17 protein-coding genes are annotated in these 22,827 nt (G+C 56.3%); 8 read left to right on the top strand and 9 right to left on the bottom strand.

The window, feature by feature from the left end; genetic code table 11:
- Positions 1–10: 10 nt before the first annotated feature.
- Positions 11–2,233: a DNA topoisomerase 3 gene (locus HQL52_05915; GenBank protein ID MBF0368980.1), complete on the bottom strand. Its 2,223-nt coding sequence runs from the start codon at positions 2,231–2,233 to the stop codon at positions 11–13.
- A 618-nt stretch (positions 2,234–2,851) separates the two neighbouring features.
- Between HQL52_05915 and HQL52_05910 the strand changes: the two genes are divergently transcribed.
- Positions 2,852–4,486 (top strand): response regulator, encoded by a 1,635-nt coding sequence (locus HQL52_05910; GenBank protein ID MBF0368979.1) that lies wholly within the window; start codon positions 2,852–2,854, stop codon positions 4,484–4,486.
- 613 nt (positions 4,487–5,099) lie between these two features.
- Complete coding sequence (locus tag HQL52_05905) at positions 5,100–5,318, top strand: hypothetical protein (protein MBF0368978.1); 219 nt, start codon at positions 5,100–5,102, stop codon at positions 5,316–5,318.
- A 1,107-nt stretch (positions 5,319–6,425) separates the two neighbouring features.
- Here the strand turns inward: HQL52_05905 and HQL52_05900 are convergent.
- The 7 genes from HQL52_05900 to HQL52_05870 form a co-directional block, all read right to left on the bottom strand.
- Positions 6,426–9,257, bottom strand: coding sequence for a response regulator (locus HQL52_05900; GenBank protein ID MBF0368977.1), 2,832 nt, complete (start codon positions 9,255–9,257; stop codon positions 6,426–6,428).
- Between the two features lie 504 nt (positions 9,258–9,761).
- Positions 9,762–10,439 carry a hypothetical protein gene (locus HQL52_05895; protein MBF0368976.1) on the bottom strand — a complete coding sequence of 226 codons (678 nt, stop codon included), beginning with the start codon at positions 10,437–10,439 and terminating at the stop codon, positions 9,762–9,764.
- A 21-nt stretch (positions 10,440–10,460) separates the two neighbouring features.
- Complete coding sequence (locus tag HQL52_05890; protein MBF0368975.1) at positions 10,461–12,191, bottom strand: nickel-dependent hydrogenase large subunit; 1,731 nt, start codon at positions 12,189–12,191, stop codon at positions 10,461–10,463.
- A 12-nt stretch (positions 12,192–12,203) separates the two neighbouring features.
- Complete coding sequence (locus HQL52_05885) at positions 12,204–13,487, bottom strand: (Fe-S)-binding protein (GenBank protein MBF0368974.1); 1,284 nt, start codon at positions 13,485–13,487, stop codon at positions 12,204–12,206.
- Positions 13,484–14,152, bottom strand: coding sequence for a hypothetical protein (locus HQL52_05880; GenBank protein MBF0368973.1), 669 nt, complete (start codon positions 14,150–14,152; stop codon positions 13,484–13,486). The genes HQL52_05885 and HQL52_05880 overlap by 4 nt, the downstream gene beginning before the upstream one ends.
- A complete protein-coding gene (locus HQL52_05875) occupies positions 14,149–15,240 on the bottom strand; it encodes a hydrogenase small subunit (protein MBF0368972.1) in 1,092 nt (363 codons plus the stop codon). The genes HQL52_05880 and HQL52_05875 overlap by 4 nt, the downstream gene beginning before the upstream one ends.
- Entirely contained in the window at positions 15,206–15,742 is a 537-nt protein-coding gene (locus HQL52_05870; protein MBF0368971.1) for a hydrogenase maturation protease, read from the bottom strand. The genes HQL52_05875 and HQL52_05870 overlap by 35 nt, the downstream gene beginning before the upstream one ends.
- Before the next feature lie 236 nt (positions 15,743–15,978).
- On the opposite strand from HQL52_05870, the gene HQL52_05865 reads away from it, so the two are divergent.
- The 6 genes from HQL52_05865 to hypE all read left to right on the top strand — a co-directional run bounded on the left by HQL52_05865 (position 15,979) and on the right by hypE (position 21,910).
- Entirely contained in the window at positions 15,979–16,224 is a 246-nt protein-coding gene (locus tag HQL52_05865; protein ID MBF0368970.1) for a HypC/HybG/HupF family hydrogenase formation chaperone, read from the top strand.
- Between the two features lie 15 nt (positions 16,225–16,239).
- Positions 16,240–16,599 carry a hydrogenase maturation nickel metallochaperone HypA gene (gene hypA / locus HQL52_05860; protein ID MBF0368969.1) on the top strand — a complete coding sequence of 120 codons (360 nt, stop codon included), beginning with the start codon at positions 16,240–16,242 and terminating at the stop codon, positions 16,597–16,599.
- A 165-nt stretch (positions 16,600–16,764) separates the two neighbouring features.
- Complete coding sequence (gene hypB / locus HQL52_05855) at positions 16,765–17,511, top strand: hydrogenase nickel incorporation protein HypB (protein MBF0368968.1); 747 nt, start codon at positions 16,765–16,767, stop codon at positions 17,509–17,511.
- Positions 17,508–18,587, top strand: a complete 1,080-nt coding sequence (gene hypD, locus HQL52_05850; GenBank protein MBF0368967.1) for a hydrogenase formation protein HypD — start codon at positions 17,508–17,510, stop codon at positions 18,585–18,587. The genes hypB and hypD overlap by 4 nt, the downstream gene beginning before the upstream one ends.
- A complete protein-coding gene (gene hypF, locus HQL52_05845; GenBank protein MBF0368966.1) occupies positions 18,574–20,913 on the top strand; it encodes a carbamoyltransferase HypF in 2,340 nt (779 codons plus the stop codon). Before hypD ends, hypF begins: the two co-directional genes overlap by 14 nt.
- Entirely contained in the window at positions 20,903–21,910 is a 1,008-nt protein-coding gene (gene hypE, locus HQL52_05840) for a hydrogenase expression/formation protein HypE (GenBank protein MBF0368965.1), read from the top strand. The genes hypF and hypE overlap by 11 nt, the downstream gene beginning before the upstream one ends.
- A gap of 3 nt (positions 21,911–21,913) precedes the next feature.
- On the opposite strand, the gene HQL52_05835 is transcribed toward hypE, so the two are convergent.
- A complete protein-coding gene (locus HQL52_05835; GenBank protein ID MBF0368964.1) occupies positions 21,914–22,780 on the bottom strand; it encodes a CZB domain-containing protein in 867 nt (288 codons plus the stop codon).
- Positions 22,781–22,827: the final 47 nt, after the last annotated feature.

Raw genomic sequence — 22,827 nt, 5'->3', positions numbered from 1 at the left:
TACGACAGCCTCAACTTCCAATATGGCGGGTATGTCGACAGGATGGATATTGGCTGCATCCGAGGAATCGATTGCCAGAATTTTTTCCCTTCTGTGCACTCCTCTCAATCAGATGGCCCTTGTGGCATTTGGGGCAAGTTGGCCCAGTGGCTGCACTGCTCGACGTGTTGCGTCCTGGAACATCCGGCATCGTCGTTGAACAGGAGGGATAAGCGGAGCATCCCCAAAACCAGCCGCGCTTGCTCTTTCTTCGGACCATGGGCTTGCTGCAATCCGGACAAGGCCGTGAAGGATCCGGCATCGCGGCTGGTCGCTGAGCCGCACCTCTTGATGTTGGACGACCACGCCCTCTGCGGCGGGTTCCGGATATGGGTAGATCGGGGAGGTTTTGAAAAGGATTGATCCCCATTTCCTGGCGCTTTTTGACATTGCCGATCAGCTTGTTCAGCCACAACTCGGACTTGTCCAAAAACTCACCCAGGGATCCACTGCCGTTGGAAATGTCATCCAGGGTTTGCTCCCAGACCGCTGTGGTGGCTGGATCGGTCACACTGTGCGGCAAGGCATCGACCAGTGCTCGCCCTGCGGGCATGCTTAAAAGGTTTTTCTTCCCTTCCTTGGCGAGGAGTTCCCGTTTGATGAGGGTCTCGATAATGGAGGCCCGGGTCGCCTCTGTACCGATACCCGATGTGTCCCGCAAAATTTTGCGTAGCCGGGAGTCTTCCACGAGTTTGCCCACCGATTTCATCGCCTGAATCAGCGTGCCTTCCGTATAGCGATTGGGGGGCTTGGTCTGCTTTGCCATCAATTCAGCTTTTTCAATCCCGGCATCTTCTCCTGTTCGGACACGAGGGAGACTCTGACCCTCCTCTTTACCCTCGGTGGCCTGCTCTTTTTTTGGCTGGCCCAGCGCTTGTTTCCATCCAGGGGCCTGTTCAACACGGCCAGATGCCCGGAAGGACTCTGAATTAACCAGGGTGTCGATGACAGTCGCATCATATTCGTGAGGGGAGAAAAACTGCGCCAGATAGTGGCGGCGGATCAGGTCGTAGATGAAGGACTCCTCTCGACTCAACCTCTCAACGTTCACCTTGGCAGCGGTGGGGATGATGGCGTGGTGGGCCGTGACCTTCTTGTCGTTCCAGGCTTTGGAGCGAATTTGGGGGTTGGCCATATGGACCAACCGGGCCATCCCGGGATCATTGCCCGCAACGGCCTGAAGAATCTTTGGTGCATCCTTGAATTGCTCAGTGGGCAGATACCGGCAGTCCGTTCGAGGATAGGTGACGGCCTTGTGCTTTTCGTATAGGGACTGAGCAACTTCGAGGGTTCTCTTGGCGCTCATACTCCAACGGCGGGAGGCCTCCTGCTGCAGGGTGGAGAGTTCAAGGGGCAATGGCGGAGGCTCTTTTACCCGCTTGGTCTCTGCCCGGGTTACCTTGCCGATCTGCCCTTGGACTTTCTGGATAACCGCCTCTGCAATCCCACGATCCAGGCAGCGCCCTTCGCCATCGGCGTGTTTTTTCGATGGGATCCACTTGGCATTGAATGGGCCGTTGGCCACGCGGTGGAAGGCAATGACATCAAAATAGTCCACCGGCTTAAAATTTTCGATCAGCCGGTCACGGTCCACCACCAGCTTTAATGTGGGTGTCTGGACACGGCCAACGCTCAGCACGCCATCATAACCGCCCTGGCGGCCAATGATCGTGTAGGCACGGGTGAGATTCATGCCGACCAACCAATCCGCACGGGCGCGCCCCATTCCCGCCTGATACAGGGGTTCGGTTTTCTCTCCGGGCCAAAGGGAGGAGAGAGCTTTACGGATACTGGCATCATCCAGCGCCGACAGCCAAAGACGAGAGATCTTCCCCCGATACCGGCATCGCTCCAAAACCTCACGCCCGATGGTCTCGCCCTCCCGGTCGGCATCGGTGGCCAACACCACCTCGTTCGCCCCCTGCAACAGTTCTTTGATGACTTTAAACTGCTTGCCGCCCCGGCGGGTCAACTCCAGCTTCCATTTTTCAGGGACCATGGGGAGCGTGTCCAACCGCCACTGCTTCCATTCCGGTCGGTACCGGTCCGGTTCGGTCATTTCCAGCAGATGACCAATGCACCAGGTCACACAGACCCCACGCCCCTCAACGTACCCTTCCCGCCGAGACGTGGCACCCAGGACACGGCCAATATCGCGCCCCTGGGACGGTTTTTCACAAAGGTAAAGAATCACGGCTCTCGATACCGCTTGTTTCTCTTGATTTCCATGCCTTGGAAAAACATGCAGCCATCCCCCCAAAAATATTTCGTAAATACTGACGGGCCATTTTACAATTTGGACATTGCGGTTTCCATTCCTCTCAACCATCCCCCCCACTCCCCACTTGGTGAAGGATGTGGATTTTTGCGAGGAATTTTCTGGCTATGAGAAGCCGTATGTGATGAGATCGTATTTTGGATTCATACGAATTCTGGTTCAAACGATGCGTTTAAGTCCCTCGTTTGAATTGCATTTCCAAGCAGGAATGCGTTTGGGGGTTGGGGGTTGCGCCTCCCCGGTAAGCAGGACGCAATCACCGAACAGTCTCCAAGGCCATCGCCTGATGTCCGCTTCCTTCTATCGGATAAGCCTTGGCGGGCGGTTTGGTCGTGTTTTGCTCAATTTGACAAAGCTGTAGCGAAGCTGGCAGTTTTGTTTTAGACTTTTTTCCTGAAGAACATCATGCGCCAGAAAATATTGGATCAAACAGGCGCGTTGTCAATCTGCTCCTCCCACAAAATTGCCCGGCACTCATCCCGGCAGGCTCAGTCTATGGTTGGTTTTTTTCGAATTCGAAACAGGTGGTGAATCATGGATGACCGGACTCTGATCTACGCCGTGGATGGGGATGTAAAATGCCAGGAATTCCTTCAAAAGGAGTTACGGGAAACCTATACGATCCACTGTATGGCAGACGGACGTGAATGCCTCGAAAGGGTCTCCCAAACCCCACCCGACCTGATCCTGCTGGCAGTCCATCTTCCCGACATGGAGGGGTTGGCGCTTTTTCAACAACTGAGCGCCGATGAAAACCTCCCCCGCATTCCTGTTATTTTTCTCTCCCCTCAGGCCTCCCTGGAAGAACGTGTCGCCTGCTATCACGCCGGAGGGGAAGGCTATCTGACCAAGCCGATCCATTCCGAGGAGCTCCACGCCAAGATACAACTCACTCTGAAAAACAAAAGCCTCTATGATCAGCTGAAACATGACGCACTTCAGGCCAACGAAGTTGCCATGAGCGCCATGACCACCTCGGGAGAGATGGGTGAGGTGCTCCGGTTCCTCCAGGACAGTTATGCCTGCAACGATCATCACAGCCTGGCAGAGCTGGTGGTCAACACCCTGAATCAATTGGGATTAAAGGGTCTGATCCGCCTGGCCGGGGAAAATCCGGAAACCTCAAGACACACCACCTCCTTTCTCCCCTCGCTGGAGATGATGATTCTGAAAAACATCTACGCCAACAGACGCATCATGACTGTTGGCAAGAGCACCCTTTTTACCGCCGAACGGACACTGATCCTGGTCCAGGACATGCCCGTGGAGGATCAAGAAACCTTCGGCCGCCTCAAGGATATTCTCGCCATGATGGTCGAAAGCGTGGATGCCCGGGTCGCGGCGCTGCAAACCCGTTTGAAACTCGCCGAACGGGAAAAAACACTTGCCTTGCTTCTGCAAAACCAGACCAAAGAGAGCCAGCAGGCCCAACAACGCCTGCAGGATGAGGTCCAGATGGCCCAACAGGTGGCCCTCAGCGCCATGACCACCTCAGGGGAGTTGGGGGAGGTGCTGCGTTTCCTCCAGGACAGCTATCTTTGCCCGGATGACGCCGCTCTGGCGAATGAGATATTCATTACTCTGGAGGGGTTGGGCCTGGAGGGGGTGGTGGGTCTGATCCAAGACAGGGCTGTTGCGATCCATACCCGTGAGTCACCGTTACGTCCGGGGGAACAGGCTGTGTTGGAGGAAATCGACGCCCATGACCGGATCATGATCGTGGGTAAAAGCACCCTTTTCACCTCTGAGCGGGTTTTGATTCTTGTCCACGATCTGGTGGAACAGGATGAGGAAAGCTTTGGCCGCCTGAAAGATATTCTCGCCACCTTGATCGTCAGCGCCAATGCCCGTTCCGCAGCACTTCAAACCACTCTGCAACTCGCCCAGCGGGAGAAGAGCCTCTCCTCCCTTCTCGACTCCCTGGAGAAGGCCGTGGTCGACGTCCGCAACAAACAGACGACCGTCCGGGATCTCAGTGTCGAGCGTTTTTCCAAAATGGTGTGGGAAATCGAGGAGTCCTTCAACCACCTGGGTATCGGCCTCAGCGATGAGCAGGAGCATGCTCTCATGCGGATCATCTCCCGCTGTGAAACGGATATTATGACGCTGAACAACATCGGTCAGGATCTGGAACACCACCTTTTCCAAATAGCCAATAAAGCGGTTTAGCCTGCATATCTGACGGTCCGATTTGACGGCGTGCCAATAGGGGTTCAAAGCGGCTATCAAGACAGGGCAAAATGGGGCCGGTTACAGGATTGGCCTGTTCCCTTTGATTTTATTCGGAAACAAAAAAATTCGCCTCCCACATGCTGGACCAGGATGACGATGGCCTCTTGGTACCAGCGGAAATAGATGGACATCAGATGTGGAAAAAAAGGTTTTTCGCTTTTTGAGCCTGTGAGGAAAAGAGGGATGGCTGTCGATGGCTGTTTTTTTTCCAACGAGGTCGTATCCGGATATGGCGTTACGCGTTTTGCATATCGGCAAACATGATCCCCTGTCCTGCTTAAAACTCAGAATTCGTTGTTTTTATTTCATTTTTATAAACATCCGTCCACCATTTCAGAGGATAAAAAGCCCCCTGCTTTTTATCCTCCAAACTCACACACTTTCCGGCGCGCTGAGTCAGATTGAGCGGCTGGTCGGAAAAAAACCGAAACGGTGTTACGTGGACCGTGGATACAAAGGGCGCGGCGTCACCGATTCCCAGGTTTTTATTTCCGGTTAGCGCCGTGGTGTAACGCCAACACTCAAGAAGAAACTTCGTCGACAAAGCACCATGGAAGCGGTCATCGGACACCAAAAGGTCGAAGGCCGGTTGAATCGGAACTTTCCACAAGGTGTGTTCGGCGACAAGGCCAATACGTTACTGGCCGGGATCGGCTACAATCTGCGCGCCGTCCTGAGGAAGCTCCGGCTTCTTTTTGCCTGGATTCTGGCACTTGCCAAGCAGACATCAGCCCGCCTTTCCTTTCAGTTACCTCTCTTTGCTGCTTGATTGCATCAAAGGCATGGAGAGTGGACGAAGGAACAGAACTTCAAAACGTGGAGAGAAAAACAGCAGGCTGGCTGAAAATCGGCTTCTGCGCGATCGACGATTTAGGATGATCAGGCTGGGGCATCACGGGGGGGGGTTACACCTGGGAATTTTTTCTGGATGCTCTCGCGTTCGAGAAAAGAGCTTTCAGGAGGGGAAATTTGGGAAGGGACAAGCGGCTATGCGTCTATCATTTTCCTGGGCAGTCACGGGGGAGAGCTGCACCAGGATCCTGGTTTGGGAGGAATGCCATAGCGCCGCCTGCTTGTCCCTTCGTTAAATTATTAGACATTTTTTCTGCAACGTAGTTCATCGATTCCCAGGTAAATATCGATGCCCACCACCGATTTTCGAGGGTAGGCATGTGATTTCAGAAGGCCTCTCCTTGTTCTCACAAGAACGTTATGAGGGGAAGGGCTATAGCAAGCACGTTAATCCCTATCAACGATATAACCACAGCCACCACAGACAATTTGTTGGCGACGGTACCATTGGGATTTTGCGTTGCTTCCCAACCCATTTGATAGAGTATGATTGGAAAATTATTTATAAACATCGTGAGGCTGTCACTTCCCCTGACAACATTTCGTGAAGCTCACAGGCAACACACCAGTCCAAAATCCCATCAAACACAAAAGATTGATTGGTGGCGTCAAAAATGCCGTAGCCGTTCTCTACGATTTCAATAAAGAATCTCTTCATGATCATCTTCTCCCATTTTGTTTGCTGTCCTATATTCGCTTGTTATCGGACATGGTAATGCAAAATTCATGCCTTCAACAAAAACAGCAACTTTTTCAATGCGATTATATTTTTTTATATGTTTATCGGTCCCACAAAGAGTCAAAAAAATCACGTCACCGGAACTCTACAGCGGCTCAGACTGCCATATCATCTGTAGGACTGACATTCCAGAATAACGGGAGAGAAAAAAACAATCTGACCACAATGAGGATGAAACAAACAAAATCCTGACATTTCAATAAAAACCATATTTCAGAAAGGATCACCCGTTTCAACGGGAGGGAGCATCTTTGAGAACCTGCTTTGGACAGGTGTGCCTGTTTTTCATGGTTGATGGGTTATAGGCTTCAAGGGTTGTGTTTCATTTTGCGTGAGAACCTCGACAATCTGAAGTACATTCAGTTCAAGCCTGTGAAAAATGTTGCAGCACGCCTCCCAATCTTCCACCTCCAACTTACCCCGGAAGCGTATCGCTTCCACTTCCACCCGAATAGCGCCAACTTCAATGGCGGCGCTCTCAAGCCACATGATTGATCTCAGAGCCAGACGCTGGTTACGCTTATCCAGAGCCTTTTTCACGTTGACTACATGAGATTGCGAGTGGTCCAAAAAGGCACACCTTCTTTCTTTGTAAACAACCGGATCCACCTCTGTCGGCTTTAAAATGATGACGCTTTGTTTTGGTTTTTCTGGCTTCTTTACAATTTTATCCTTTCTGGCAAAGGGTTCAACAGCACTCAACAATTCCTGAGCCCGATAAGGTTTCCGCAAATAGCCATTCATACTGGTTTGGATATATTGCTGCTCCTCTTCGGACAGGGTCCTTGCAGAAAGGACAAGGATGGGCACCTTGGGATCTTTGACATGAAAAGAAGAGGCTGCACGAATATGATGCGTGGTTTCCAAACCATCCATGATTGGCATTTGAAGATCCATCAAGACCAAGTCATAGGAAAATTTTTCCATAGAGCGCAATGCCTCTCTACCATGATTAGCGATGGTGACATCATGGCCTACATGTTCGAGAATGGCCGTTGCCAATTTTTGATTGTTGATTTCATCCTCCACCAGGAGGATTTTTAGAGGTTTGGTGGTACGCTTGGCCTGGATGAAAATTTCCGACTCACTCTTCTCCTCTGTTGCCTCCATAGCCATCATGCGGTTTACAGCTTTCAACAGCTTGAATTTGCGTACCGGTTTTTTCAAATAGGGGGTTCTGTGCAACCAACCGATCTCGGAATAGGACTCAATGCCGATGTTCGTGGGCAACATCACCAAAACCTTACCTCGATAATCCAGAAAACCATCCATGACGACCGGGTCTGGGGGATCTTCTTCCAAGAGACGAAAATCCAGGAGGATCAGATCCCAGGTTGAATGACTTTCTTCTGCTTCTTGCAGCGCTTCAACCAGCGCACAGCCTGTTGCCACCTCCCGGGATATGGCGCCGAATCCGACCAACATGCCTCGTAAAATGGTCCGGCTCGTTTCATTGCAATCTGCAATGAGTACGCGCATCCCGGAAAGCACCGTATCCACCACCATTTTACCCATGGCAGGGGGGATGGATCGCCGGGAATAGTGGGCACCTCCCCGATGGCCTATCGCAAAACAGGCGGTGAAATGGAATACACTGCCTTTGCCGACCTCGCTTTCAGCCCACAACTCCCCACCCATCATCTTGACCAGATGTTTGGAAATAGCCAGTCCCAGACCAGTTCCCCCAAACTCCCGAGTGGTAGAACCATCTGCCTGGACGAAGCTTTCAAAAACCCGGGAAATCTTATCCTTGGGAATGCCAATGCCAGTATCGGAAACGGAAAAATGGAGCTTGATATCCTGACTGCCAGCCATCTCATCTGTGACTGAGCCAGACGTTGTCTCTCGCTCCACCCGAACCACGATCTCACCGGTTTTGGTAAATTTGATGGCATTATTTGCAAGGTTTGCGATCACCTGTTTTAGCCGCAGAGGATCCCCAACCAGAGTCTCCGCAATGTTGTCGTCCACCTGAAAATAAAGCTCCAGATTTTTCTCATGGGCTTTGATGGCCAGGGTTTCGCAGACATTGCCGATTTGACCACTGAGATCAAAGGATATTTCCTCCAAGAGAAGCTTGCCGGATTCAATCTTGGAGAGATCCAGAATACTGTTAATCAACTCCAAAAGGGTGTCCGCCGATTTCAGGACAATTTCAAGGTTACCCCGTTGTTCTTCCTGGGAGAGCGAGGTGTTCAACACCAAATCAGTCATACCAATGATGGTATTCATGGGGGTGCGGATTTCATGGCTGATATTGGCTAAAAATTCACTTTTGGCCCTGTTTGCGGACTCTGCAACCTCCAAGGTCTCCTGCAAAGATTTGATCAATTGCTTGCGGTCGCTTATGTCATGAAGAAAAGCAGTGCAGTTGATTTTTCCATCTTTATTTGTAGAAACCAAGACGACTTCAAGATCAACTTTTTTTCCATCGGCACACTCCCCGACAACCTCCATCCGACGCTTGATCACCTCTTTGTTCTTCATCTGACTTAAATGCGAGAAAAAAGCCTTTGAATGCGCTGAACGTGATTCAGATGGAATGATGATATCAGCCACATTCCGACCCATCACTTTTTCTTTGGAATACCCAAAAATCAGCTCAGCTGTGGGGTTGAATTCTGTGACAAGACCTTCTTGATCGATTGTGATAATGGCATCCAGAGAATTATCGAGAATAGCTCGCAGGTGAGATTCTCTCAATTGTAGACGTCGCTCTGCCAAAAGCCTGGCTTTACGGGATTTATGTTCAATCATTTCACGCCGAATAGCCATCGGCAATCGAACAAGATTATCCTTTGAAAAAAAATCTTTGGCTCCAAACATGAATAGTTTAATAGCTTCGGACTCTTGCACTACCCCAGAAACAATAATGACTGGAATGTCATTTCCATTTTTATGTGCAATACCAAGAGCTTGTTCCGGGGTCAGAGCAGGCATATGAACATCGCATATCACAACATGCCATTCCTGCTCTGCCAAAGCAGTGGTCAAATCTATTTCACTGTCAACGCGTATCCAATGAATGTTGAGACCATTACTGGCAATATCCAACGCGAGCAGTTCAGCATCGTCTTGGGAATCATCAACAATTAATATATTAACCAGATCATCCATGAATATTTTGTCACCACACCGTCAAGTTGATCAAAATCTCCAGCAGATTATTTTCAAGATGTGACGCCTGAAAACCTCACCTGCCATGACATGTCAGGGCTTTTTGCATGCCTCACTTTGTACTGGAAAGGGTACTGTCATGTTGGCTCAGCCCGTCCCCATGGTAGATTTCCATCATGGACACGACCAAGTCACTCTATCAGTAATGATTCAGAGACCTCGCCATATCCCTGGCGAACGCCAACTCATACCATCTCAGGTAGCTGAAAAAGCCCCGGCAATCTGTTTTCCAGGTGCCAGGTCCTGGATCATTTCTTGACTATGAAATGGTCCATGAGGATCAGAATACCCTTCATGGAAGCCAGGATAGGACAAAGTGGGACCGGTTACAAGAACGCCAAATCACTACTGTTTTTATTCGGAAATTACAGATTCACCACCTGCAGGCTCTGAAAGCTGACTGCCTGAAGGCGGTGTCTTGAAGCTTGGGCATAAAAAATCAGATCAAACCATCAAAAACACCCCATAGCCCAAGGCCAGTCCCACCACCCCAAGCCTAACGTTGAAGACCAGCCCCTGCCCCATAGCCGAAAAAGAGATGAAGACGGCTTTGAGCAGGCCACCAAACGCCAACATGGCTATCAATGCACCGCAACTGAACAACACCAGGTAGAGCAGACCGTGCCACGGTGTCAGATCAAACAGGGGGAGCAGGCTCAACAGCGGGGCCGATCCCCCCAAACCGTGCGCCATACCGACTCCCACCGGCCAATAGCTGTGGTGGGCATGGTTGCTGCCCCCCGGGCCATCCCCCTGACCAGCAGGGAGAGGAGAAGGCCTTTTGCCAATCCCCTGGTGACTTGCGCCATCGAAATGCCCCAAAAACAAGACCCATCCCAGGCGCAGGCCAATCACCACTAACAGAACACCCACCAGACGCTCCGCCATGTCGGAGAGCGTCACGGGAATGGCCGCCCCCATGAACAACACCGGAATCCCCACCAGGGATAAGGTCAAACCATGCCCCAACGCCCAGCGTGTGCAATAGCCGACCCTCTGGCCCGGAGCCGAAGAGCCGCTGGAAAGGCCGGTCACCGCGATCAGATGATCCCCATCCAAAGCGTGGAGCAGCCCAAACCCCAACGCCATGAAACAGACCATCGGCAAGGAAAGTTCATTCATGATCTCTCACCCCCTTTTGGCTTAACGTATCCGCACCCGAATGCGCTCTTTGCCTTCCGGGTCCAGCACATGTACCGCACAGGCGATGCAGGGATCAAAGCTGTGGATGGTGCGCAAAATTTCCAGGGGCTGATCCGGGTTGTGCAAGTGGTGACCCTCCAGAGCCGCCTCGTAGGGACCGGGCTGTCCTGACGAATCCCTGGGACCGGCATTCCAGGTGCTGGGAACCACCGCCTGATAGTTGTCGATACGCCCCTCCTTGATCACAATCCAGTGGGCCAGCCCACCTCGGGGCGCTTCCATGAATCCCACCCCCCGGGCCTGATTCGGCCAGGTGTCGGGTTGCCATTTTTCGTTGTTGAAGGTGCGTGTGTCACCGGCACGAATATTGGCCATAAGCTGATCATACCAGGTGGGCAGGGTATCGGCGACAATCTTGGTTTCCAGGGTTCGGGCAGCGGTGCGACCCAGGGTGGAAAAGAGTCCTGCCAGGGGTAGATCGAGCTGCTTTAAGGCGCTTGCCGCCAGGGCCCGAGTCGGTTCGTGGCCCTTGGCATAGAGCAGCAGCACCCGGGCCAGAGGTCCCACCTCCATGGGCCGTCCCCGCCAGCGGGGCGCCTTGAGCCAGGAGTAGGATCCATCCACATCGAGATGTTCATAGGGGGGTTTGGGGCCGTCATAGTCAAAGGCAGTCTCACCGGCATAGGGGTGCAGCCCCGCCCCCTTGCCCTCCTGATAGCGATACCAGGAGCGGGAAACGAATTCGCGGATCTGCTCGGGGTCGTTGAGGTCGATGGGATGGACCGTGCTGAGATCCCGGTCGAGAATGGCCCCGGAAGGAAAGAGGAACGAAGCGGGATCGCTCATGCCCTTTTCCGGAAAATCGCCGTAACAGAGAAAATTACCCACCCCCTCCCCTTGCTTGGACCAATCTTTGTAAAACCCGGCGATGGCCAGAGTATCGGGGAGATAGACCTGATCCACAAAGGCCCGCAAGCGACCAATAATGGCGTTGATCTCCCCCAGCCCCGCCATATCGAGCGTGGTTCCAGACTGCCCCCCGGATTCCAGACCGATGGCACAGGGCACCCCCCCCACCACAAAATTGGGATGGGGATTTTTGCCGCCGACAATGGCGTGCAGGCGCGCCACGTCCCGCTGCCACTCAAGTGCTTCCAGATAGTGGGCCACCGCCATCAGATTGGCCTCCGGCGGCAACCGATATCCCGGATGGCCCCAGTAGCCGTTGGCAAAGATGCCCAGCTGCCCCCCTTCGACAAAGGTTTTGAGGGTTTTGGCGGTCTCGGCAAAATAGGCTGGGGAGGATTTATGGTAAGAGCCTACCGATTGCGCCAATTCCGAGGTAGCCTTGGGGTCGGCCTTGAGGGCGGAGACCACATCCACCCAATCCAGGGCGTGGAGATGGTAAAAATGCATCACATGATCGTGGACATATTGCGCCGCGATCATCAGGTTGCGGATCAGCTGGGCGTTGGGGGGGATGGTGATGGCCAGGGCGTTTTCCACAGCCCGCACCGAGGCGATGGCATGTACCAGGGTGCAGACGCCACAGATCCGTTGGGTAAAAGCCCAGGCATCCCGGGGATCCCGCCCTTTGAGGATAATTTCGATCCCCCGCACCATGGTGCCCGAGGAGTAGGCGTGTTGAATGCGCTGCCCCTCCAGTTGCGCTTCGATGCGCAGGTGACCCTCAATGCGGGTAACGGGATCGACGACAATACGTTTATTCATGACGGTTCTCCCTCAGGCGATCTGGTCTTCCGTGGTCTCTTGCAGATGCTGGGCGACCATTTCCGTCAACCCAACCACCTCCACCTCCATATCACAGGCTTCCAGATCCTCTTCGATGATGGTTCGACAGTTGGCGCAAGCGGTGACCAGGGTGTGGACCCCCAACGCCTCGATCTGCTCTTTTTTGCGCCCGAAAGCCTTGGCGCGCAGGGGTTCTGCCCGCTCCACGGCGCTCACCCCGCCCCCACCGCCGCAACACCAATTCCATTGGCCGCTGTCATCCATCTCCCGAAAATCAGTAGCGATCCGGGCCAGGAGACGCCGGGGCTGTTTCACCACCCCTCCCCGGCGGGCGATCTGGCAAGGGTCGTGGTAGGTCAGGGGGCGCGGATCCTTTTCCCCACGCCCCAAGGGCAGGCGTCCATCCCGTTGCAGCTCATCGAGCATTTCCAGCAGATGCAAAACCCGGAAGCGGTAGGGCCTGCCGATCAGGTCCGGCCCCTCCCAGCGCAGGGCGCGGAAGCCATGGCCACACTCCGGGGCAATCACCGTGGTGACCCCCAGGCGCTCGGCCTCCTCGACCGTACGCAAAACGATCTGGCGGGCGATATCCGGCACCCCGATCTGGATGCCGCTGTTGGTGGCCTCAAACGCCTTGGAAGAGAAGGTCCAGGAGACCCCGGCCTGATGAAAAATGTGCGCCACCGCGCCAATAATCTCCGGAAACTGCACGATCTCCATGGAGGAGAGCAGCATCAACACATCGGCCTTTTCCCGATCCAGGGGAATCTTCAGGCCGCACGCTGCTTCCTGGTGTTTGATCTGGGCCTGAAGGGTCTCGATGGAAACCCCCATGGCGCTGCCCAGGCGAACGTTGCGCCGGGTCGCCTCCACCAGAGACGACGGCGCATGCCCAGCCGCCGCCATCCCCTCACGCATGCGGCGAATCAGATAGACCAGATCAATCCCCACCGGGCAGACCAGGGAGCAGCGTCCGCACATGGTGCAGGAATCAAAAACCAACGCGCTCCAGGCTGCCAAATCCTGATCCCGGAGGGGTTTCAACAGCCCCAGCAGCTTGCCGAGCCGCCCCAGGAGGGTAAACTCCTGTTGCCAAAGACGCCGCAAGGGCTCCAGCTTGTGGACCGGGGCATATTTGGGATCCTGGGTTTCGGTATAAAAGAGGCAGCTTTCGGCACACAGGCCGCAATGGACACAGCTGGAAAAAAAGGTGGCGGCTGGCGCATCCAAAAAGGTTCGGAAGGCGTTCAGCCCTTTTGCAAAGGTGGCGCTCATGACGCAATCCCCTTTCTGCCAAACCAGGTTCCCGTATACCAACGGGCCCCAAAGGCGGTGATGGCATGGATGAGCTTGGTGAAGGGCAGCGCCACCAGCAGCGCTTCCACCGCCAGCAGATGAAGCGCCAACATGGTCTCATAGGCCAACCCCTGGTGGTGAAAGGCCAGATAGCCTGTCAGCAGTGGCAAAAAAGTCAGGGTCCAGACCAGATAATCCTCAAAGGTAGAGAGAAACCGCTTGACCGGATGGATCAAACGGTCGGCCAACAGCATGATCATCCCCGCCAAGGCAGCGATGGTGGCAAGGTCGATCCACAGGTTGGGCAACCCGGGCCAGGAGAGGCCGATCACCTCCTTGAAAAAAGCGATGTGGGGAACGAACAGAAAAATCGTGATCAACAACCCAACGTGAAACAGATAGCCTCCCAGATAGGTGATCGGCGCTCGCTTGAGCATGCCGGGGGGCACGCCAAAACGCCGCCAGAGGGTGGTAACCCCGGAGGAGGCGCTGCCATTGGTGACAGGGGGGGCCAAACACCCCCGATGGCCCATGCTGATGGTTTCCAACAGACGCACCACCAAACCACCAACCAGGATGACCAGAGCCAGGGTCATGCCCGGCCCCCGGGCCCATAACAGTAGATCCATCGGCAGGGCGTTCATGACTCTTTCTCCAGATCATCGATCCCTACCGGTTGGTGCGCTTTTTCCGCCTGGCGACGCTGCCTGAGATTGTTTCCAATCAACGCCCCCCCTACCCCGGCCCCACCCACAGCCGCTGCCCGCATGACCTGATCCACCGGTTCGATGGGGGTGGAGATCGGCTTATAAAAATCTCCGGCATCCCAAAACCTGGCTTCGGAGCAACCCAGGCAGCCGTGCCCCGACTGGATGGGAAAGCTGGTGCCATGATTCCAGCGCAGGGTGGCGCAGGCGTTGTAGGTGGTGGGGCCTTTGCAACCCAGCTTAAACAGGCACCATCCCTGGCGCGCTCCTTCGTCATCGAATGATTCAGCAAAGAGACCCTGGTCATAAAAGGGACGCCGATAGCAGCGGTCGTGGATGGTTTCGCCATAGAAGGCTTTCGGGCGCAGTTGGCCATCCAGTTCGGGCAGGGTGCTGAAGGTCAAAAAGTGGGCCACCACCGCACTGATCACAGCAGGAATGGGAGGGCAGCCCGGCAGGTGAAGCAGAGGCTTGTCCGTCACAATGGCGCTGACTGGCACCGCCCCGGTGGGATTGGGCTGGGCAGCCGGGAGTCCGCCAAAGGAAGCACAGCTCCCCACCGCAATCACCGCAGCGGCCCCTTTGGCGCTCTCCTCCAGCATCGTCCGGTTGTCGATCCCGGCGATGGTGGAATATTCGGGATGATCGAGGGGCAGGGCACCATCCACCACCAGGATATAGCGGCCAAAATTTTCCGCCATCGCGGCCTTGCGGGCCTCTTCCGCCGCTTGGCCGGAGGCGGCCTGCAGGGTGTGGTGATAGTCCAGGGAGATCAGCTGTAAAATCAGCTCCTCGATGGTCGGTGCATGGGCCCGGGTCAGGGATTCGGTACAGCCGGTACACTCCTGAAACGAGAGCCAAATGACCGAAGGCCGCCTTGCCCGCACCAGGGCATCGGCCAGGGCTGTCACGCTGGTGGTGGGCAAGGCCAGCAGAGCTGCTGCCGTCGCGCTGAAACGCAGCAGTTCCCGGCGGGTCACCCCCAGGGAATCAAAGGCGCTCCCCACTGTTGGAAGTTTGGCCATGAGTCGACTCCTTCATTGCGGGAGAGAGGCCCCCAGCCGACCACGCTTTAGCCAGGGACCAAACGGTTTGAGCCGCTTGGGGCAGAGCGGCGACCACTTCCGGGGTTGGGGCGTCGCCCCAAGCCAGATCGCCGATCTGTATACAGACGAGGGCGCGTTTTTGGGGATGTTTTCCCAACAAACGCGCCATATCCAGAAGATCGCCCATACCCACCTCATGGGCGCTGCGTTTTCCGCTGTGAAGGATGTGATCCATGGCAGCCCCGGTCAAAACACGAATGGTTCCCGGCGGGGCATTGAACAGTGCGGCATCGACCACAATCAGATGGTCGGTGCGGGTGATGGCGTCCAGGTGTTGGAAGGAGGGAATCCCCACATCCACCGGGACGATGTTTGGCAAGGAAGAGAGTTTTTCACGCAGATGTGAGATGGCGAGCAGGCCGATGCCGTCATCGGTCAAGAGGGGGTTTCCGATACCCAATATCAGGATGTTGGCGTTCATAGATCATCCTCTGTTGCTCAAACCTGGTGATGCGCCACCCCCCCCATCTTTTATAATCTCTTCAGATCATGCGTTCCCTCTCCCGGTCTGGAACTTTAGAACCTCCTGAAACTCTTATACCGTATAGAGGTGTAAATTAGCCCGATGGTTCCATGGAGAGATATAATTTTTTGTCCATGCCGACCACCTCCAGAGGGCCGAGACGTCCTCACCAGACAAAAAAAAGGATAAAAACCATGTGTCTGGGCATCCCCATGCAGATCACCCACATCGACCACCTGAACGCCACCTGTGCCGCCCGGGGCGTGGAACGCACCGTCAGCCTGTTTTTGTTACAGCATGAATCCCTCTCTGTGGGGGATCATGTGATTGTTCATGTGGGCTATGCCATCCAAAAAATGACCGAAACCGAGGCGCGCTCCTCCTGGGCACTGCTGGATGAAATGCTCGACCAGGAAACCGCTGGCAGCCCCTCTTCCTGAGAGAAAGGATGGGTCATGCATGAGCTTTCGGTGTGTCAGGCGTTGATCCAGGAAGTAAGCGAAAGCGCCCGGAGCCATGGGGCGGAAAAGGTCCTGCGCATAACGGTGCGCATCGGTCCCCTTTCCGGGGTGGAGCCAGCACTCCTGGCCAGCGCCTTTTTGATTGGTCGCGCCGGGACCATTGCCCGGGATGCCAAGCTGGAGATTGAGCCCGATCCGGTGCGGATCAAATGTCTGGCGTGCGACCAAGAGAGCGACGCCACCCCCAACGCCCTGTTGTGCCTGGCCTGCGGTGGCTGGCACACCCGCTTGATCAGCGGCGATGCCCTGCTGTTGGCATCGGTAGAGATGGAGATCAACGAAACCGTTTCCTGAGAGGCTGTTTGGTGATTGTGGATTGCGCCGCCCCGGCAAGGCAAAATCGCGCGGAAAACCGGAGCGTACTCCAGTACGTGAGGATTTGAGCACGATTTTAACGCCGCCGCGGCAAGCAGGACGCAATCACCAAACAGCCTCTGAGCAAACCAAGGGAGAAGCACCATGTGCGATAGCTGTGGATGCGGGGTGACGGTCAGGTCGGATAACAGCGCAACGGCGCAGCCGATGGATGAAGCTGGGAGATCAGCGGATGGCGCGGTTCAGATGCTGCGGGGATTGCTGGCTGAAAACGATCGGCTGGCGGCCCATAACCGCCACCACTTTGCAAAAAATGGCGTCGTGGCGATCAACCTGATGTCCTCGCCGGGTGCCGGCAAAACCGCTCTGCTGGAAGCCACCATCGATGCCTTGGGGGGGCGGCTGAAAATGGCTGTGATCGAAGGGGATCTGGAGACCGAAAACGATGCCCGACGCATTCGTGCCAAAGGGGTTGCCGCCATCCAGATCACCACCGGCGGTGCGTGTCATCTGGATGCCAAAATGGTCCATCACGCCCTCCACGATCTGGATCTGACCGAGGTGGATATTCTGTTTGTGGAAAATGTCGGCAATCTGGTTTGTCCTGCCACCTATGATCTGGGCTGCCACCAAAATGTCGTGCTGCTCTCCACCACCGAAGGGGATGACAAACCGGCCAAATATCCGGTCATCTTTCGCACGGCTGACCTGCTCTTGATCACCAAGACCGATCTACTCCCTTACCTGGAAGATTTTGACCCTCGCCGGGCTGAAAAATATTTCCGGCATCTGGCCAATCCCGCACCCCTGCTGGAAACGTCCATCAAAGATCCCGCGACCCTCACCCCCTGGGTCGACTGGCTGCTGGCCCAAACCGGCATCTCCCCATGAGCGCCCGGGCCTGGCTCAAGGGGATTCACGCCATCGCCCCGGACCACATGGTGCGGATCATGAACGTCTGCGGCGGGCACGAACGGGTTATCTCCGAGGCGGGATTGCGCTCGGTTCTGCCCAAAAACATCACCTTGATTCCCGGCCCCGGCTGCCCGGTCTGCGTCTGCCCCGAGGAGGATATTTTTGCCGCCATCCAGCTCGCCCTGAAAGAAGACGTGGCGGTGGCGGCATTCGGGGATATGTTGCGGGCACCGGTCAACGTCTCCCCCAAGGAGGCCCGCTCCCTGGAGGAAGCCCGAGCCCGGGGGGGCACCATTCTACCCATGGCTTCCCCCACAGAAGCCGCCAGGTGGGCCGAAGCACACCCCCAACGGCAGCTGGTGTTTTTGGCCGCCGGGTTCGAAACCACCACCGCCCCGGTGGCTGCCATGCTCGCGCAAAACCCCCCGGACAATCTGTCGGTTTTGCTGGCCGCCCGCCTCACCTGGCCCGCCGTGGCCGGGCTGCTGGCATCGGGAGAGGCCCACTTTGATGGCTTGGTGGCCCCAGGCCATGTAGCCACCGTGATGGGGCCTGAGGAGTGGGCATTTATTCCCCGGGATCACGGACTGCCGGTGGCGGTGGCCGGATTCACACCGGAGTCGATGCTGGCTGCCCTCCACTCTCTCCTGAAACAGATTCGGGAAGGGACAGTTTTGGTGGACAACTGCTATCCCGCGTCGGTGCATCCCGGCGGCAACCCCGGAGCCAGAAGCCTGTTGAACGACATCATGACGGTTGTGGATGCCCCCTGGCGGGGGTTGGGAATCATCCCGCAATCGGGGTTCCAACTCCGCCCCCCCTGGGATCGATACGACGCACGCAAGCGTTTTGGCATCCAACCGGACGCTGACCGCAAACGCGCCGGAGCCATGCCGCCGGGATGCGACTGCGCCCAGGTGGTGATGGGGCGCATTCCCCCCAACCTCTGCCGCCTCTATGGCAAACCCTGCACCCCCCGAACCCCCATTGGCCCCTGCATGGTTTCCGATGAAGGGGCCTGCCGCATCTGGTGGAGCCATGGCAGCCGGTGACCAGAAACGCCAAGCCCAACGCATCACCCTGAGCGGGGGTGTGCAGGGGGTGGGTTTCCGGCCCTTTGTCTATCGCCTGGCCCATGGGCACAGCCTCACGGGCTGGGTGCGCAACGTAGCCGGTCGCGTGGATATTTTTATTCAGGGGGCTCCCCACTCCCTGACCGCCTTCAACCGGGAATTGCTGGCCACTCCCCCGCCCCTGGCCCAGCCCCGGTTGGAGTCCATCATGGAGGCGGAGTGGGAGCCCCACCAGGATGAATTCATCATTCTCCCAAGCGCCCAAGGCCCCGCCACCCGGGCCGCCATTCCCCCGGACTATTTTGCCTGTGACGACTGCTTGGCCGAAATGCACGACCCCCAGGCCAGGCGTTATCGCTATCCCTTTATCAACTGCACCCAGTGCGGCCCCCGCTATACCCTCATCGAGCGGCTGCCCTACGACCGGCCCCACACCGCCATGGCCGGTTTCCCCCTCTGTGCCGACTGCCGAACCGAATATGAAAATCCCCTGGATCGTCGCTTTCACGCCCAACCCCTGGCCTGCCCGGCGTGTGGCCCCAAACTCTATTGGCACGGCCCAAGCGCCACAAACGCCACAAACGCCACAAGCCACCCCGAAGCGGTCTCCGATGCCGCCTTGGCAGCCTGTATCAGGGCGTTGCATGGGGGGCTGGTGGTGGCGGTCAAAGGCGTGGGGGGCTATCACCTTCTGTGCGATGCCCAAAACGACGCCGCCATCCACCACCTGCGCCGCCACAAACCCCGCCCCCACAAACCCCTGGCGGTGATGGTGCCCATGGCGGGTGAGGATGGCCTGGAGCAGGCCCGCACCCTGGCATCCCTGAACAACATGCACGCCCGGCAACTCTGCCATCCCATGCGGCCCATCGTCCTGGCTCCCAAACGTCCGGACGCCCCCCTCTCCCGAGCCATCGCCCCGGCTCTTGGGGAAGTGGGGCTGATGCTCCCCTACGCCCCCCTGCACCACCTGCTGTTGGAGACATTCGGCAGCGCTCTGGTAGCCACTTCCGGCAACATCAGCGGTGAACCGGTCCTCACACATTCCCAGGAGGTCATCCAACGTTTGGGCCATGTGGCTCAAGGATTTTTGCATCACGACCGCCCGATTCTCCGCCCGGCGGATGATCCCCTCTTTCGGGTGATCGAAAATCACCCCCAACCCTTGCGCCTGGGGCGCGGCTGCACCCCCCTGGAACTGGCCCTGCCCCATGCCGTCAAAACCCCACTCCTGGGGGTGGGGGGGCAGATGAAAAACAGCATCGCCCTCGCCTGGGATAATCGGGTGGTGATCTCCCCCCACATCGGCGAACTCTCCACCCCCCGGGGAATGCTGGTTTTCAAGCAGGTGATGGCTGATTTGAGCCGCCTCCATGCCATCGAACCCCAACGCATCGCCTGTGACGCCCATCCCGGCTATGACGCCACACGATGGAGCCAAAGCAGCCACTTGCCGGTCATCCCGATCTTCCATCACCACGCCCACGCCTCGGCCCTGGCTGGGGAGCATGGCTGGGGAGAGGAACCTCTTCTGGTGTTTACCTGGGATGGGGTCGGACTGGGAGCGGATGGCACCCTGTGGGGGGGAGAAGCACTATTGGGCATGCCCGGCAGCTGGCAACGGGTGGCTTCGTTCAGACCCTTCCGACCCCTGGGAGGTGATCAAGCGGCCCGCGCGCCCTGGCGCAGTGCTTTGGGGCTCGCCTGGGAAGCGGGGATTGAGTGGCCCGGAGCCCCCTTCACCACCCCCAGCCAACATGCCCTGGCCCGCCACGCCTGGGAGCGGCAGCTCAACACCCCTGCCACCAGCGCCGTTGGCCGCCTGTTCGATGCCGCCGCCGCCCTGCTGGGAGTGCTCTCCACCGCCAGTTTTGAGGGCCAAGGCCCCATGTACCTGGAAACCCTGGCCGAACAAGCCGGGCAAGGGGAAGAGGGAATCCCCCTGCCGCTCAAGCCCGACCCCAGCGGCCTCTTGATCACCGATTGGCAGCCCCTCCTCCACGCCCTGTGGCCCACCCCTGCCCGCACCACCATTGAATCCGCCCGCTTGGTTCACGCCACCCTGGCCCGGGCGCTGGTGGACCAGGCCGTGGCCATCCGAAAACGATATGGGGTGACCACCGCAGGCCTCACCGGTGGCGTCTTTCAAAACCGGATTTTAACCGAAGAGGCCGCCCATCTGCTCCAACAACACGGCTTTCAACTGCTGATCCACCGGAAGATCCCCTGCAACGACGCAGCCCTCGCCTTCGGCCAGATCATCGAAGCCGAAGCCCAATCCAGGAGAGAGCCCCATGATCGATAAACACATCACCCTGGCCCACGGCAACGGCGGACGTTTTATGCGGGAGTTGATCGACGACATTTTCGTCAAACACCTGGGCAACCCCCAGCTGAATGTCCATCAGGATGCCGCCGCTCTCCCCCTGCCCACCTCCGGGATACCGATGATCACCACCGACGGCTTTACCGTCAATCCGTTGCTCTTTCCGGGGGGGGATATCGGTTCCCTGGCCATACACGGCACGGTCAACGACTTGGCTGTGGCCGGAGCAGACCCCCTCTATCTCACCCTCAACGCCTTTATCGAAGAGGGGTTGGAATATGCCCTGCTGGATCGCCTGGTGGCCTCCATGGCCGAGGCTGCAAAAATGTGTAGCGTCTCTATCGTGGCGGGGGATACCAAGGTGGTGCCCCATGGCATGGGGGGGGGCCTTTATCTGGCGACCACTGGCATTGGCATGCGTAGCCCAAAAATCAACCTGGGCCTGGATCGTATTCAATCCGGTGATCGCCTGCTCGTCAGCGGCCCTGTGGGCGACCATGGCACGGCGGTGATGCTGGCTCGGGAGGCGTTTGGCCTGCGGGGGGATCTCCGCTCCGATTCCGCCTCTATTCATCCCCTGACCCGGAGGCTGCGCACCCTGCCGGGGGTCCGGTTCATGCGGGATCCCACCCGGGGGGGGCTGGCGACGGTGGCCCATGAGTTGGCCCTGGCGACGGGTCGGACGGTGCGTCTTGTCAGCGAATCAATACCGATACGGGAACCGGTACGGGCGGTGTGTGACATTCTCGGTTACGACCCCCTCTATCTGGCGTGCGAAGGTCGCCTGGTGGCGGTGGTTGCCCCGGAAACAGCCGAAGCCACCCTCGCCACCCTGAAAACACTGCCCGGTGGAAAGCAGGCAGCCTTGATTGGGCAGTTGGAACCGGGCGAACCCGATGTGATCGTGGTCACCCCCCTGGGCGGAGAACGCCGCCTGCTACCTCTCGAAGAGGATCCATTGCCCAGAATTTGTTGAAAGTTACCCTGAAATCGAAACGGGCGGGGCAATGGCATCGTTGTTTTGCAGCCGATACTCAATCATCGTCAACAGGTAGATCACTTCCTGTGAATAGCGAAGCATGGCTTCATAAGCCTGATCCGCTTGACGATCATTTTTTCTTTTCAGAGCGTTCAGAGACTGATCAGCCTTGAGGTGAAATGATTTATGCGCCTCATCCAATTTTTGCATAGGCGGCAGTTCACCAAACTTATGCAGTCCCACAGTACGAATCCAGACGCCCAAAGGACATGTTTCAGCAGGGCTCAATTGAACATCACGCCCCCTGTTTCGGAAAGCTTCCAGAAGATCCCGGGACCAACGAACATGGGTCAGGCGGGCATGGCTGACTTCAAGCACTTGGTGGCCGTTCTGTTTTGATACATTTTCCTTTTCAAAGAGCTGGCGCATCAGTTTTCGTATTGGATTGGGTAGAGAATGAAACCCGCGCTGTTTTTCCAAAGAGCTGAACTCAATCACAGTCAGCATAAAGATAATATCCATGCTGATGCTTTGAACCTGCTTCAAGTTTTTTTCCACACTCCCCCATTTTGAATGTTTGAGATCAAAGACAATTTTGTCAGCAACCTTGTGGAAGTTACGATGCACATCAATCAATTGGTGAATCGCTTCGATGTCCTGATATTTTTTGACCCCGACAAAATGGAGCCAGCGGCCCAAATGGCAATTTTCATGGGATTCAAGGGTGGTTGGTTCTATTCTTCCCGCGACCATTGCTTCCAGATCCAATTCCCACTTCAGATGAACCGTACGGGCCATATTGATATCAAACGTATCACTCATTATTTTCATCCCTTGATTGTTAAGCCAAAAAGCTGTGGCAGACACCTGCCTCATTCCATGAGTCAGTTTGGACGGATTTGATCAAAAACCGG

The sequence above is a fragment of the Magnetococcales bacterium genome (assembly GCA_015232395.1).
In the GTDB taxonomy this organism is placed as follows: domain Bacteria; phylum Pseudomonadota; class Magnetococcia; order Magnetococcales; family JADFZT01; genus JADFZT01.
This window is presented reverse-complemented; position numbering and strand designations above follow the sequence as displayed.

Bases quoted from the DNA above. Each gene is read 5' to 3' on its own strand.
- HQL52_05910 (MBF0368979.1), top strand. From the start codon at position 2,852: ATGGATGACCGGACTCTGATCTACGCCGTGGATGGGGATGTAAAATGC.
- HQL52_05905 (MBF0368978.1), top strand. From the start codon at position 5,100: ATGGAAGCGGTCATCGGACACCAAAAGGTCGAAGGCCGGTTGAATCGG.
- HQL52_05900 (MBF0368977.1), bottom strand. From the start codon at position 9,257: ATGGATGATCTGGTTAATATATTAATTGTTGATGATTCCCAAGACGAT.
- HQL52_05895 (MBF0368976.1), bottom strand. From the start codon at position 10,439: ATGAATGAACTTTCCTTGCCGATGGTCTGTTTCATGGCGTTGGGGTTT.
- HQL52_05890 (MBF0368975.1), bottom strand. From the start codon at position 12,191: ATGAATAAACGTATTGTCGTCGATCCCGTTACCCGCATTGAGGGTCAC.
- HQL52_05885 (MBF0368974.1), bottom strand. From the start codon at position 13,487: ATGAGCGCCACCTTTGCAAAAGGGCTGAACGCCTTCCGAACCTTTTTG.
- HQL52_05880 (MBF0368973.1), bottom strand. From the start codon at position 14,152: ATGAACGCCCTGCCGATGGATCTACTGTTATGGGCCCGGGGGCCGGGC.
- HQL52_05875 (MBF0368972.1), bottom strand. From the start codon at position 15,240: ATGGCCAAACTTCCAACAGTGGGGAGCGCCTTTGATTCCCTGGGGGTG.
- HQL52_05870 (MBF0368971.1), bottom strand. From the start codon at position 15,742: ATGAACGCCAACATCCTGATATTGGGTATCGGAAACCCCCTCTTGACC.
- HQL52_05865 (MBF0368970.1), top strand. From the start codon at position 15,979: ATGTGTCTGGGCATCCCCATGCAGATCACCCACATCGACCACCTGAAC.
- hypA (MBF0368969.1), top strand. From the start codon at position 16,240: ATGCATGAGCTTTCGGTGTGTCAGGCGTTGATCCAGGAAGTAAGCGAA.
- hypB (MBF0368968.1), top strand. From the start codon at position 16,765: ATGTGCGATAGCTGTGGATGCGGGGTGACGGTCAGGTCGGATAACAGC.
- hypD (MBF0368967.1), top strand. From the start codon at position 17,508: ATGAGCGCCCGGGCCTGGCTCAAGGGGATTCACGCCATCGCCCCGGAC.
- hypF (MBF0368966.1), top strand. From the start codon at position 18,574: ATGGCAGCCGGTGACCAGAAACGCCAAGCCCAACGCATCACCCTGAGC.
- hypE (MBF0368965.1), top strand. From the start codon at position 20,903: ATGATCGATAAACACATCACCCTGGCCCACGGCAACGGCGGACGTTTT.